We start from the raw sequence: 12,458 nt of genomic DNA on the forward strand, positions 1-12,458 counted from the left end.
CACCACGCCGTTCACAACCTCCCCAAGAGTTACACCTAGCGGTCGAGCACCGTGGGGCCGAGGAACTCGCAGACCTTGAGGGCCAGGGCGAGGTCGAGGCGGTCGCGGTCGCGCGGAACCTCGGCCAGCGCCTTGCCGACGCGGTACTTCACCGTGTTGCGGTGTAGGTTCAGCCGTTCGGCGGTGTGGAGGTGGCTCTCCTTCGTGGCGAAGTACACCGACAGCGTCTCGCGCAGCATCGCCGCGTTCGGGGTGTCCTCGGCGAGCCCGCCCAGCACCTCGTGGACCCAGGCCCGCGTCGAATCCAGTTCGCGGGCAAGCAGGGACACGACGGCGAGGCCCCGGTCGCCGAAGCCGACGACCTGGCCCGCCGAACTCCCCGGCGTCGTCGCGACCGAATAGGCGGCACGGGCCTGTTCGTGCGTGCGCCGGAAGCCGCGGGCTCCCGATGCGGGGAGTCCCCACGCCACCCTGACTCCCGGCGGCACCGGGGCCTGCGCGAGGTTCTCGTCCCCACCGCGAACCCCCAGCGGAATCCAGGCCCACACGGTCGACCGGTCGATGGCGGTGACGATCGGGTCCCCTCCCCCACCGATCTGCACGGCCAGATCGCGTGCCACGCGGGTGAGCACGCCCAGCTCGCGCGGGTCGTCGTCGGCCGACCACACGATGAGCGCCAGATGCCGCCGGTCCAGGCGGTATCCGGTCTCGCTCTCGAAGTCGCGGTCGTCGGCGTCGAGGCTGTCGAGGAACGTGTGGATGGCGGCCGACTGCACGTTGCCCTCGACGCCCAGCCACCGGCGACGCTCGTCCTCGTAGGCCTCGAACACGTAGAGCGTAATCCAGTCGATGTAACCGAAGACGACGTCGGAGATGTGTCGGGTCAGTGCCATCGACGCCTCGGCGTCGAGGTCGAGTTCTTCCACCAACCGGTAGCAACGGTGCATCACATTGTTCTGACCCAGGTGATACGCGCGGACGAGCGAGTTCGACGGCACGTCACGCTGCGCCAGTCGGAGCGCGTATTCCACTGCTGCAGTGGCGGGTTGGAGGTGCTTGATGGGAATGTCGTTGGCGAGTACGTGGATGATCGTCGACACGTTGCCGTGGACGCTGGCCTCGAGGAGCTCGACGAGTTTCGGGTCGGTGTCGAGTTGATCGATGCCCGTCATCATCGAGCTCAGCTCGGCGACGATCTCGGGTTCGCTCTCCCGCAACATCTTCGCCACCAGTGCCGCATGTTCGAGGAGCTCGGAACCGGCGGCGGCGGGTACCCCGGCCAGTCGGTCGCGGGCGGCGTCACCGGCGGCCGTCGACATCGACCGGAAGGAACCCGAACCGGTCACCGCACCAAGCTCTTACGGTTGTGCCGTAGCGCCGACTCGGCGGCGTGGTAGCCGCACAGCCCGTGCACACCGGCGCCCGGCGGGCTCGCCTGGGAGCAGATGTACACGCCCGGAACGCCTGTCGAGTACGGATCGACCGCGAGGCGGGGTCGCAGGACCATCTGCAGCCCGTCGTTGGCGCCGCCGATGATGTCGCCGGCCGCGAAGTTGGCGTTGCCCTGATGCAGCGCCTCGGTGCCCATACTCGTCGTGGCGACGATGCGGTCGCGGAAGCCCGGCGCGAATCTCTCGATCTGCGCCACGATCTGATCGGTGGCGTCGCCGTCGAAGCCTCGTGGGACGTGCGCGTATGCGTAGATCGGGTTGATGCCGCCCGCACTCCTGCTGGGATCGGCGACGTACTGCTGACCGAGCAGGACGAAGGGCCGGGACGGCATGACCCCCGCGGCGCGCTGCTTCTCCGTGTACGCGACCTCATCGAAATCGCCGCCGAGGTGGACGGTTCCGGCCCGCACGCAATCCGGATTGGTCCACGGGATGTCGCCGCCGATGGCGAAGTCGACCTTGAAGGCCGACGACCCGACGCGGTACCGCCGGTAAGAACGGCGAATCCGCGCAGGCATGGCGTCACCGTAGATCGAGAGCACTTGTGCGGGCGACAGATCCAGCAGGACGAGGTCGGCCGACGGTATGTCCGCACGGGAGCTGACCCGGACTCCGGTCTCGATCTTGCCGCCGGCGTCGAGCAGCGCTGCCGACACCGCCGCGATGATGGCGCCGGAACCGCCCTCGGCGACCGGCCACCCGTATCGATGGCCGCTTGCGGCGATCATCAGACCGAGTGAAGCCGTCAACGGCCGGTCGAGACGAGAGAACAGGTGCGCGGCGATGCCGCCGTAGAGCGCACGCGCCCGGTCGGTTCGGAACCACTGCGCGAGCACGGTCGCCGGCAGTACCGCGCGGGGACCGAAGGCCGCCAGGCGGATCGGGTGTCCGGGGACGTTGACGATCGGCCGGAGCAGGTCCTCGCCGAGGTCGTCGAAGTGTTCGGCCAGGTCGCCGAAGAGCGACCGCCAGCGGTTGCCGTCGGAACCGAGGCCGGCGGCGGTCTCGGTGATCGACTGGTACAGCAGCGCGGCGTCACCGGAATCGAGCGGGTGGGCGCAGTCGATCTCCGGCCACTTCCACACCAGCCCGTACTTCTCGAGCCCGACCTCGGCCCAGAACGGCGATCCCACTCCGAGCGGATGGAACGCCGAGCAGTGGTCGTGGATGACGCCCGGGACGGTCAGTTCGCCGGACCGTGCGCCACCCCCGACCGTGTCTGCGGCTTCCAGCACCGTCACCTGCACCCCGTTGCGGGCCAGGTGCAGGGCGGCGGCGAGCCCGTTGGGCCCGCCGCCGACCACGACAGCAGTGGTCACTGCTGCACCTGGTCTGTCGCCGGTACGGGCGACGTGCCGCGGTCGTTGCGGCGCATCTGCGGTTCACGCACCACCTCAGGATCGGTGACCGCGCGACGGGCGTCAACGTCGAGCGTCCACTCGACCTCGAACGGGATCGGCCCGTTCGGCAGCCAGGGCTGTTCGTTGATCGCGTCGACGACCCGGTAGGTGCCGGTCTCGATGACACCCAGCGCGGCGTCGATCACCTTGTAGCTCTGCGTGCCCTTGTGGATCGGCTGCGACTCGATCCACGCGACGGTGAACTCACCCGGCGCGAAGTTGCAGCGTCGCTGCAGGGCGGCGATCAGCTTCTCGTCGTGGAGGTGCCCGTCGCCGAAGTTGAAGGCCACCAGCGAGTTACAGGAGAACTCCGCCTCCCGCAGGGTGTAGGTGTCGATGTCGGAGCCGAGATGCCGCATCATCAGCGAGTACAGCGCGCGACCCTGGCTGTGCAGCGACCGCCAGGCGAGCAGCTGGTGCATCACGACGTCGGCGACCTCGGGCGGGTACGACTCGAGCAACTGCGTGCGGGTGTTCTTGGCCGGACGCACGACGTACTTGTCGAGCTTCTCCTCGGCGCCCGGCGCGAACGCCCAGGTCGCCGACGCCCAGTTGCCGGCGTACTGACGCATCGACGGCAGGAAGGAGACGAGGTCGGGCCGCAGGTTGCCCAGAGCCGGGAAGAAACAGAGCGCCGCGACGATCAGCACCAGGCCCCACGGGGTCGAGGTGTCGGTGAGGGCGTAGCCGTCCCAAGCCGGGAACCCGAGGAACAGGAACACCGACGCGTAGGCGAACAGCATGTTCCATTCGAGGGGAACGGCCAGCGGGAACGTCGACAGGATGAAGAGGTGGAAGCACACCATCAGCACGACCGCCGCCACGGTGAGGGTCTTGTTGGTGGAGAACAGCAGCACCAGGGGTGTGACGATCTCGACGATGGTGCCCAGCACATGTCCGACACCGCCGGCCAGCTTCGACGGCCGCATGTCCTCGGGGAAGTTGCGGTAGTGCGCACGTTTGATGGTCTTGCTCGGCAGCCACGGGGTGTTCGACAGCATCGGCGCGATCACCATCGAGAAGTGATGCCCCATCTTGGAGATGCCGGCACCGACCCAGACGGTCACTATCAGCAGCTTGAGCGCGAGGATCATGTCCACGAACGGCAGGATTCCGAAGAAGATCATGGCGGGCAGGTACTGCTCGGATCGTCCGGCCAGGAAAATGACCTTGTCCCGTAGTCCCATCACGATGATCAGGGCGATCAGCGGGTACATCAGCGTCGGGTTCACCAGGCCGTGGTTGTCGGCCATCGCGGCGTCGAGGGAGTTCGAGGTGACACCCGGAAGTGCGATCGCGACAACGAGATTCGTGAGGATGAGCGCATAGATCGCGACGTCGAAGGGTGTGCGGGAATCACCCTTGGTGAAGGGCACCTTGTCGGGCCACGGTGGGAGCCGGATCGTCCTGGGTCGCAACCAGTAGAGGAGGCCGCCGGTCATCGGCTTGAAGTGGCCGGCCAGCGGACCCCACGAGCCGCCGATGCCGAGGATCTCCACCAGCACCGTCCACAGGATCGCCTTCTGGTAGACGATGGGCTGGTTCCACCACTCGGTGACGTGGAGCGGGTTGAGCCCGGACGTCAGGGTCGCGATGGTGATCCCCACGCCGACGTAGAAGACGAAGACCTTCGCCAGATAGATGATGTGCACCATCTTCGGTGTGCCGAATCCGTAATCGGCCCAATGGGCACCGAGTGTGCGGATCCGGTCGAAGAACGGTCTCTGGAGAAATGTCTCCGGGTCCACTTGGGGGAAATCGGGTTGGGTGAGTCCCATTGCTGTGCACTCCTTTTCCGGTGGATGTCACTGGATTCGGGCGTCGCGGGGGTCCGTGGCGCGTGGGGTATCGCCCCGGCAGCCGGGGACGGCTGCGAGGTGACGGATCGGTGGGGGTCGTCAGATGGGTGCCGGGCTGCGCAACTCGTTGCGCAGGGCCGGCTTGTCGATCTTGCCGACCGGGTTGCGCGGCAGGGCTTCGACGACGTGGATCAAGCTGGGCTGCTTGACCTTCGCGAGTCGGTCGGCGATGTGGGCGGCGAGTTCCTCGGCCGACGGGTTCCGGTCCGGGTAGGCGACCACGAAAGCGACCGGCAACTCACCGTAGAGCTCGTCGGGGGCGCCGACGACGGCGCATTCGAGGACGTCGGGGTGGGTGGCGAGCGCGTTCTCGATCTCCTTCGGGTAGATGTTCTCGCCACCGCGGATGATCATGTCCTTGATCCGGTCGACGAGGGTCAGGTAGCCGTCGGAGTCGAGGCGGCCGACGTCACCGGTGTGCAACCGGCCGTCGACGACCGTCGACGCAGTGGCGTCGGGACGATTCAGGTAGCCGCGCATGACATTCGGGCCGCTGATGACAACCTCGCCGATCTCTCCGACCGGCACCTCCGCGCCCGTGGCGTCGACGATGACGATGTGCTGGCCCGGAAGCGCAGGCCCGACCGTGCCGAGTTTGCGCACTCCGTCGACCGGGTTGCAGGCAGACGCACACGTGCCCTCGGTGAGCCCGTAACCCTCGACGATCGGGATGCCGAAGGCCTGTTCGACGCGGTCGAGGAGTTCCTTGGAGATCGGGGCAGCGCCGCAGACCGCGAATCGCAGCGACGCGGTGGCATCCGGGGTGAGGCCGGGCTGCGAGACGAGGAGTGCGTAGATGGTCGGAACCGCAGAGAAGTACGTCGGTCTCAGTCGCGCGACGTCGTCGAAGAATCGGCTGGGCGAGAACTTGCCGGTGATGCTCAATTGCCCGCCGACGAGCATCGGCGCCAGGAAGCTCACGCAGATGGCGTTGACGTGGAACAGCGGCAACACGAGAAGGGCATGGTCCCGATCGGTGAGCGAGAAGTGCTGCGCCATCGACGATCCCATGTGGTGCAGGTTCCCGTGGCAAAGGCGCACCCCCTTGGGGCGGCCGGTCGAGCCGGACGTGTAGATGAGCAGGGCGTCGTCGTCGAAGCTCGGCGCGGCCGGGGCCCGCCAGCGCGGGTTCGGCGAGGTGGCGAGGTCGTCGACGGGGAGGAAGTCGCGATGGGCATCGGTGCCGCCGGCGGTCACTCCGACGACGAGGCGCGCACCCGAGTCCGCGAGCTGGTACTGGGCCTCGTCGGGTGTGAAGGCGGGATTGACGGGCGTGGCGACCGCCCCGAGTCGCCAGGCCGCCATCAACGTGATCAGTAGTTCGACGCGGTTCGGCAGGAAGGTCGCCACCACGTCACCCCGTCCGACACCTCGAGCGGCGAACTGCTCGGCCGCGGCGTCGACACGTTCGGCGAATGCCGCGTAGTCGAGTGCGGTCACGTCGTCGCGTACGCACGGTGCGTCGCCGCGTTTCGTCAGGTCCCAGGCGAAATAGGAACTGGTCACGGGTAGGTCCTCCCCAGGCAGATCGGCGTTTGTACTCCGGTGTGTGATCCAGAACACTAAGGAACCGCACAGTGATCTGGAACGGCCTGGGAGGCCAGACTTGGGAGGGGCGTTTGTGCTCGGAGCACAAATGCATCTCGCGTGACCGCGACCGACCGTCGAGGGGTCAGCCGTCGACGTCGGTCAGGAAATCGTCGATCGCCTGCGCCAAGCGGTCCGGCGCCTCGAGCGCGACATGATGCCCGACGCCGTCGAACTCGATCGTCGAGACGGGCCCTGCGGAGATCTGAGCCAGTGTCCGAGCGGTGAACGGGCCACCGTAGGTTCCCACCGCGAGCATCGGCATGGTCAACGGCACCACCGCCTTGGCCCGGAACTCATCACCCTCGGAGAGCATGGATCGATACAGGCCTGCCGCTCCTCGCCAGCCACCTTCTCGCGCGAACACCCGCACGAACTCGTCGAGATCGGCTTCGTCGACCGCCCCCTCGACACGCGTCATCGTCGGAAACGCCCAGCCGCCGAGGACTTTCCGTTCCCGCCCAGCGAACAGCAGATCGGCGATCCCCGGTGCGGCCAACGCACCGATGTGCCACGATCCCCCGTGGACGACATCGGCAAAACCCTTCGAGACCGAACCCGGCGAGCCCCATCTCCACCCCGATCAGGCTCCGCACGAGTTCGGGATGCGCGGAGGCGAGCCGATAGACCGAGCCGCCCGAGATGTCCTGCGCCAGAACATGCATGGGACCAACAGCGAGGTACCGGATGAGCTGATGTAGATCATCCGCCGCCATGGCACCACCAAAGTCTTCGCCCGCGACCGCAGAGTCACCGAAACCGCGCAGATCGACGGCGAACACCTGGTGGCCCTTCGCCAACAATGGAATCAGTCGGCGGAATGTCCACCACGACTCCGGGAATCCGTGGACGAGCAGGATGGGCGAACCACCGCTCCCCGCCGAGACATAGTGCAGCGACGTCCCGTTCACGTACGCGACGTGGTGTTCCACCTCGGGGATCGTCGCCCTGGTTGCACTGCGCGCTTCCACACTCATGACCACTCCTCGTTCTGTCAACCTGGTTGTCAATACGGTAGGTATCTGTCAACCTGGTTGTCAATAGCCGAGGCGGTCGGTAACCTCCGGTCGTGGATGTTTCCCGCGGGGCCCAGTTCGCCCGCTTGCTGCTCGAGACCTTCGATGCGATGACGCGCGAGGTCGTCGACGAACTGGCCGACGCCGGACACCCGGGCCTGACGGTGTCCAACGAACTCGCCATGGAGGCCATCGACGACGGAGCGGGCAACGCGGCATCTCTCGCCCGGCGCCTGGGCGTCTCGCGTCAGGCCGCCGCGAAGACGATCACCGCGCTGGAAGGGTTGGGTTACGTCGAACGCGCCGCGGACGCCGACGACGCCCGGCGCAAGAGTTTGCGCATCACCGCCCGCGGACGCGAGGCCATCAGAGTCGGAAGCGCGGCCTTCGACCGCATTCGCGTGCGGTGGGAGGCGGCACTCGGCGCGGACCGGGTCGCCGAGACCGAGAATGCGCTCAGGATTCTCCGCGACGGGGTCCCCGAAGAGAAATGACCCCCCATCCGTGAGGACGGGGGGTCATCTCTGGCGGTGGCGGAGGGATTTGAACCCTCGGTACGGGGTTACCGCACACAGCATTTCGAGTGCTGCACCTTCGGCCGCTCGGACACGCCACCGCGAAAGACTGTACCGCAGCAGGGCTGCGAGTCTTAAATCAGCTGGTCAGAGCCATAAAACCGGGTGCAGCGGGCACCTCAGTGGCCGGTGAGCTTGTCCTTGACGTCGTCGACCTTGCCCTTGACGGCGTCGGCGGCCTCGCTGATCTTCTGCTTGCCCTGGGCCTGGGCCTTGTCGCCCTTGCCCTCGTTCTTCAGATCCTGATCGTCGGTGAGGCTGCCGGCAGCTTCCTTGCCACGGCCCTTCAGCTCTTCGGCTTTGTTCTTGGCGTCGTCAGTGGTTCCCATGAAGCCTCCTCGGTGAGGTTCGGCGCGGCCCGGTGCCGGCCGAGGTGGAAGAACTCGGCGACCGTCGCGCCAGTGGCTCGACGCGGGGGGTCGTCAGGAGCTGACTCCTGGTTTCCACGGTGCCACAGACGCTCACCGACCTGCAGAAATTGCAGGTCAGAGGGTGATCAGCGGTTGCCGAACTTCTGGGCGACCTCGGTGATCTTGTCCTTGGCCGTGGTCACGGCGTCCTGGACCTTCTCGTTCTCGGCGAGTTCGCTCAGCTTGTCCTTGGCGGTGCCGAGCGCATCCTGGACCTGCTTGCTCTCGACGAACTCGTCGATCTTGTCGCGGGCGGTGCCCAGCGCTTCCTGCACCTTGCCGCTCTCGGCCGGTTCGTTGATCTTGGACTTGGCGGTGTCGAAGGCTGCGGTGACCTTGTCGGCCGGGTCGGACATGGCTACTCCTCGAGATCTGATGGGACTACCTGTCCAATCTGCCAGAGCAGCACGACGCCGACCATCGGTCGCGACCCTGAGATCTCCCCGATCTTTTTGTGTCCGCGCGGCCGTCGTCCTCAGTGCTCGCGCTTGGCCGCGAAGAAGTCGACCATCAGCGCCCGGCACTCGCCCTCGAGGACGCCGCCCTTCACCTGGGGGCGATGCGTGAGGCGCGGGTCGCGTACGACGTCCCACAGGGACCCGACCGCACCGGTCTTGGGCTCCCACGCCCCGAACACGAGCGCGTCGACGCGGGAGAGCGTGATCGCACCGGCGCACATCGTGCACGGTTCGACGGTCACCGCGATCGTGCACCCGGGGAGTCGCCAGCCGTCGCCGAACGCCTGAGCGGCGGCACGGAGGGCCAGAACCTCGGCGTGTGCGGTCGGGTCACCGTCGGCTTCCCGGCGGTTGGCCGCGCGGGCGAGTTCGACGCCCTCGGGGTCGAAGACCACGGCACCGATCGGGACGTCGTCGGTTCCCGACAACGACGCGGCGTCGAGTGCCGCGCGGACCATGCTCTCCCACGCGGGCGCGCTCATCGGGCGCCGGTCAGTGTCCGAGAGAGTCGAGAACCTTGCCCAATTCGTCGGCGAAGCCGAGTCGGGCGGCGATCATGCCGAGCTGTTCGTCGGCGTAGAGGTCGGTGTCGCCGACGATGATGCTCATGACCGCGTCGGGCAGGCCCAGGTCGGCGAGGACGGCGAGGTCGCCTTCCTCCCAGGGGTCGATGGTGTCGAGCTCGTCCGGGTCGATGTCCGGGACGTCGAGGTTCAGGGCGTCGAGGACGTCGGCCGCGACGTCGTAGTCGATCGCCGCGGTCGCATCGGAGAGCAGCAGACGAGCGCCCGCCGGCGCGGGACGGATGACGATGAAGAACTCGTCGTCGACGTCGAGCAGGCCGAAGACCGCACCGGCGGAACGGAGCTCGCGGAGTTGTCTCTCGGCGTCCTCGAGATCGGTGAGCGCCGACGGCTTGAGCGCGGAGACCTTCCATCCGCTCTCGTCACGGACCACCGCAACGGCGAAACCGTCGATGTCGTCGTCCACGTCTTGCGCGTTCGACCCCGACTTCCCAAATCCGGCACCGGCCATGGAGAAACCGTAGCCGCTATCACCGGCAGTCCCAAGTCCCGGGACGGGCATCGATCAGGGTATGGGAACGTTGTCAGCGTGACTGCTGACTCGTCGTCCTCGCGTTCTGCGCCCACGCCGCCGGTGTGCGTGCTGGGTCTGGGTCTGATCGGTGGCTCGCTGCTGCGCGTCCTGCACGACGCCGGCCACGAGGCGTTCGGCTACAACCGCTCGTCGGCGACCGTCGATGCAGCGACTGCGGACGGGTACCAGGCGTCGACGGATCTCGTCGCAACCCTGCGCCGGGCGGCCGAGTCCGACGCCGTCGTGGTGCTCGCGACGCCGGTCACGACCATCGAGCCGATCGTCTCGGCCACCGCCGAACATGCGCCGGGCGCGTTGCTGACCGACGTCATCAGCGTCAAGCAGGAAGTCGAGAAGGTGATCGCGCGCGCGCATCCCGGTGCGCGCTACGTCGGCGGACATCCGATGGCCGGTACGAGCCGATCCGGCTGGTCGGCGACCGATCCGACGCTGTTCCGAGGAGCGATGTGGGCGGTCGCCACGACCGACCACAGCGACGCCGACGACTGGCTGGCCGTCGCATCGATCGCCCGGCTGGCGGGCTCGCAGGTGGTGCCGGTGGCGCCCGACGCCCACGATCGAGCCGTTGCCGCGATCTCGCACATGCCGCATCTGACGGCGGCCGCGACCGCCGCGGTCGGCGCCGGTGAGAGCGACCTCGCCCTGCGTCTGGCGGCGGGCAGTTTCCGCGACGGGACCCGGGTCGCCGGAACCGCACCCGCGCTGCAGCGGGCGATGATCGAGGCCAACGGCATCGCCGTCCTGAATGTGCTCAGCGAGACCATCGACCGGTTGATCGCCGCACGCGACGAGCTGCGTGACCACGGCACCGCGGAGATCCTGGTCGACGACGGACATCGCGCACGCGTCGCCTACGAGCGGCTGCACGAGGGCGAGCCGGAACCGATCAGCGGGGTGACCGTCGGCGAGCCGGGCTGGCAGGAGGAACTCCGCCGCCAGGCCCATCAGGGGAGGGTCTGGGTGGGTTAGACCCGGCGGGCGAGTCCCGGGTAGTCGGCGACGAAGCCGTTCTCGTCCAGCGTGATCGTGGTGGTCGCCAGCGGCGACACGAGGTCGATGCCGTTCGCGGTGGCGGTGTAGGACATCGTCGCCGCCTTGACCTCGCCGCTCGGCAGGTACATGTACACGACCGGGACGTCGACGGCCCCGTCTGCCGCGGTCAGCGCCTTGCGGCGCAGCGGGAGCGCGTTGAACATCGGCGAGAGGGCGAGGTCGACGTCCTCGGCACCGTCGAAGTCCGACTGGATGATCTCGCCGTCGGGGCGCCGGATGAGCCAGGTGCCCTCGTTGTCGCGGGTGATGCCGAACTGGGTCTCCCCCGCTTCGCAGATGAGGTGCACGGTGAGGCGTTTGGTGACGCCGGACTCCGTGGTCTGCAACTCGTACGATGCCGAGAAGGCCTCGTGGTCGTCGGTCTCGGCGGCGATGATCCGGCCGTAGGCCTTCACGCGCGTGCCGGAGACCACCAGGCGCACCTGTTCGAGTCGATCGGTGTCCTCACCACGCCACGTCAGCACTGTCTTGAACTCGTCCGTGGAGGCGGAGGACTGCCCACTGTCGGGGGCTGTCTGCGGGGAACTCACACGACTACGGTAGCGAGCCGGCGGGCCGATCACACATCGGACGTGCTGGTCACTCCACCAAGTGGACGACCGCGGAGACACCCATCACAGCCGGTCAGGCAATACAGGAGGCGGTCCGCCGGGCCGACGACGCCGTCACGGTGTCCTCGACGACCACTTTGCCGTCGACGGTGATCGAACACTTGGCGCCGCTCCCCGTCCCGGCAATCACGAGCAGGCGCAACGGATTGTCGCTGCCGGTGAACTCGACGCTCCACGGATTCGACGGCGCGAACTCCGACCGCAGACCCATCGCGTCGACGTAGAGGATGGTCGCCTGGCCGTCGATGGCGACCTCGTAGGTCACCGGCTTGTCCTGCGGGTTGACGCGCTGGTCGGGTCCGCCGGGCGCCGACCGGCCGGGACCCTCGGGGGTCAACCGCGGCGGTTCGAACGTGCGCGGAAGCGGGACCGTGTCGATCGTGGTGGGCGGGTCGGCGAGCGGCGGCTCGGTGGGCTCGTTCCGGAACATGCCGCTGAACCCGACGATCGCCACCGCCACCAGCACAACGAGTCCGAGGCAGACGATGAGCGACGTGGTGGACACCTTCGGGATGCGGGTCTCGTCGTCCGCCCCGGCTGCCGACTCGGCGGCGGCGCGGGCCTGTTCGCGCTCGGCCTGCTCGGCGGCCCGGAGTTCGGTGTTCGTCGGCTGGCCGGGGGTGAACAGTGCGGTGCCGTCCGGGGCGTAACCGAGTGGCGGGTACAGCTGCGGCGACACGGGTGTCTGCGTGTACGGGTCGTTGCCGCGATCCCGCGGGTCGCGGGCGTCGCGGTTCGGCCCGCTGTACGGCTGTCCCATCGTCGGCCTCCGGTCGAAGTGTCGTCTGTCTTCGACCTTACGGCGGGTCGTTGTTCCGGTGACCCCGCGCGGTCTGGAAATGCAGGTCACGCGAGGCTCAGTACGTAGCAAAACCGGCTGACCGAATGAGATCGAAGGCGGCACTTGAGGCTTGGTGTC

General features: G+C 67.7%; 14 protein-coding genes and 1 tRNA gene. 2 read left to right on the forward strand and 13 right to left on the reverse strand.

Translation table 11 applies throughout. From position 1 onward, the window contains the following. Positions 1–35 precede the first annotated feature (35 nt). The 6 genes from M1L58_RS06030 to M1L58_RS23590 form a co-directional block, all read right to left on the reverse strand. Complete coding sequence (locus M1L58_RS06030) at positions 36–1,319, reverse strand: PucR family transcriptional regulator (RefSeq protein WP_248658323.1); 1,284 nt, start codon at positions 1,317–1,319, stop codon at positions 36–38. Between the two features lie 23 nt (positions 1,320–1,342). Beyond that, a complete protein-coding gene (locus tag M1L58_RS06035) occupies positions 1,343–2,770 on the reverse strand; it encodes a phytoene desaturase family protein (protein WP_248658200.1) in 1,428 nt (475 codons plus the stop codon). Next, positions 2,767–4,629, reverse strand: a complete 1,863-nt coding sequence (locus tag M1L58_RS06040) for a DUF3556 domain-containing protein (RefSeq protein WP_248658201.1) — start codon at positions 4,627–4,629, stop codon at positions 2,767–2,769. The genes M1L58_RS06035 and M1L58_RS06040 overlap by 4 nt, the downstream gene beginning before the upstream one ends. Positions 4,630–4,749: 120 nt before the next feature. Then, positions 4,750–6,216, reverse strand: coding sequence for a class I adenylate-forming enzyme family protein (locus M1L58_RS06045; protein WP_248658202.1), 1,467 nt, complete (start codon positions 6,214–6,216; stop codon positions 4,750–4,752). A gap of 166 nt (positions 6,217–6,382) precedes the next feature. After that, positions 6,383–6,613, reverse strand: a complete 231-nt coding sequence (locus M1L58_RS23585) for an alpha/beta fold hydrolase (protein ID WP_374112665.1) — start codon at positions 6,611–6,613, stop codon at positions 6,383–6,385. Continuing rightward, positions 6,597–7,274 (reverse strand): alpha/beta fold hydrolase, encoded by a 678-nt coding sequence (locus tag M1L58_RS23590; protein ID WP_374112672.1) that lies wholly within the window; start codon positions 7,272–7,274, stop codon positions 6,597–6,599. Before M1L58_RS23590 ends, M1L58_RS23585 begins: the two co-directional genes overlap by 17 nt. A gap of 92 nt (positions 7,275–7,366) precedes the next feature. On the opposite strand from M1L58_RS23590, the gene M1L58_RS06060 reads away from it, so the two are divergent. Continuing rightward, positions 7,367–7,807, forward strand: a complete 441-nt coding sequence (locus tag M1L58_RS06060; RefSeq protein ID WP_006867162.1) for a MarR family winged helix-turn-helix transcriptional regulator — start codon at positions 7,367–7,369, stop codon at positions 7,805–7,807. Between the two features lie 31 nt (positions 7,808–7,838). Here M1L58_RS06060 and M1L58_RS06065 read toward each other — a convergent pair. The 5 genes from M1L58_RS06065 to M1L58_RS06085 form a co-directional block, all read right to left on the reverse strand. Further along, a tRNA-Ser gene (locus M1L58_RS06065) sits at positions 7,839–7,929 on the reverse strand. A gap of 78 nt (positions 7,930–8,007) precedes the next feature. Next, on the reverse strand, positions 8,008–8,217 hold the full coding sequence (locus M1L58_RS06070; protein ID WP_006867147.1) for a CsbD family protein: 210 nt from the start codon (positions 8,215–8,217) through the stop codon (positions 8,008–8,010). Between the two features lie 167 nt (positions 8,218–8,384). After that, positions 8,385–8,654 (reverse strand): hypothetical protein, encoded by a 270-nt coding sequence (locus M1L58_RS06075; protein WP_248658203.1) that lies wholly within the window; start codon positions 8,652–8,654, stop codon positions 8,385–8,387. A gap of 119 nt (positions 8,655–8,773) precedes the next feature. Next, positions 8,774–9,238, reverse strand: coding sequence for a nucleoside deaminase (locus M1L58_RS06080; protein WP_248658204.1), 465 nt, complete (start codon positions 9,236–9,238; stop codon positions 8,774–8,776). Positions 9,239–9,248: 10 nt separating this feature from the next. Continuing rightward, positions 9,249–9,791: a tRNA adenosine deaminase-associated protein gene (locus tag M1L58_RS06085; RefSeq protein ID WP_040536308.1), complete on the reverse strand. Its 543-nt coding sequence runs from the start codon at positions 9,789–9,791 to the stop codon at positions 9,249–9,251. 78 nt (positions 9,792–9,869) lie between these two features. On the opposite strand from M1L58_RS06085, the gene M1L58_RS06090 reads away from it, so the two are divergent. After that, positions 9,870–10,844, forward strand: coding sequence for a prephenate dehydrogenase (locus M1L58_RS06090; RefSeq protein WP_248658205.1), 975 nt, complete (start codon positions 9,870–9,872; stop codon positions 10,842–10,844). On the opposite strand, the gene M1L58_RS06095 is transcribed toward M1L58_RS06090, so the two are convergent. Together M1L58_RS06095 and M1L58_RS06100 are read right to left on the reverse strand one after the other, a co-directional pair. Next, positions 10,841–11,491, reverse strand: a complete 651-nt coding sequence (locus tag M1L58_RS06095) for a putative glycolipid-binding domain-containing protein (protein ID WP_248658206.1) — start codon at positions 11,489–11,491, stop codon at positions 10,841–10,843. The two genes, M1L58_RS06090 and M1L58_RS06095, sit on opposite strands and share 4 nt — an antisense overlap. Positions 11,492–11,552: 61 nt before the next feature. Then, complete coding sequence (locus M1L58_RS06100) at positions 11,553–12,299, reverse strand: MmpS family transport accessory protein (RefSeq protein ID WP_248658207.1); 747 nt, start codon at positions 12,297–12,299, stop codon at positions 11,553–11,555. Positions 12,300–12,458 lie beyond the last annotated feature (159 nt).

The organism is Gordonia sp. C13, assembly GCF_023218005.1.
Lineage (GTDB): Bacteria > Actinomycetota > Actinomycetes > Mycobacteriales > Mycobacteriaceae > Gordonia > Gordonia namibiensis.

What these genes read in the sequence shown, in the direction of transcription:
- M1L58_RS06030 (WP_248658323.1), bottom strand. Translation starts at nt 1,319, where the DNA reads ATGTCGACGGCCGCCGGTGACGCCGCCCGCGACCGACTGGCCGGGGTA.
- M1L58_RS06040 (WP_248658201.1), bottom strand. Translation starts at nt 4,629, where the DNA reads ATGGGACTCACCCAACCCGATTTCCCCCAAGTGGACCCGGAGACATTT.
- M1L58_RS23585 (WP_374112665.1), bottom strand. Translation starts at nt 6,613, where the DNA reads ATGCTCTCCGAGGGTGATGAGTTCCGGGCCAAGGCGGTGGTGCCGTTG.
- M1L58_RS23590 (WP_374112672.1), bottom strand. Translation starts at nt 7,274, where the DNA reads ATGAGTGTGGAAGCGCGCAGTGCAACCAGGGCGACGATCCCCGAGGTG.
- M1L58_RS06070 (WP_006867147.1), bottom strand. Translation starts at nt 8,217, where the DNA reads ATGGGAACCACTGACGACGCCAAGAACAAAGCCGAAGAGCTGAAGGGC.
- M1L58_RS06075 (WP_248658203.1), bottom strand. Translation starts at nt 8,654, where the DNA reads ATGTCCGACCCGGCCGACAAGGTCACCGCAGCCTTCGACACCGCCAAG.
- M1L58_RS06080 (WP_248658204.1), bottom strand. Translation starts at nt 9,238, where the DNA reads ATGAGCGCGCCCGCGTGGGAGAGCATGGTCCGCGCGGCACTCGACGCC.
- M1L58_RS06085 (WP_040536308.1), bottom strand. Translation starts at nt 9,791, where the DNA reads ATGGCCGGTGCCGGATTTGGGAAGTCGGGGTCGAACGCGCAAGACGTG.
- M1L58_RS06100 (WP_248658207.1), bottom strand. Translation starts at nt 12,299, where the DNA reads ATGGGACAGCCGTACAGCGGGCCGAACCGCGACGCCCGCGACCCGCGG.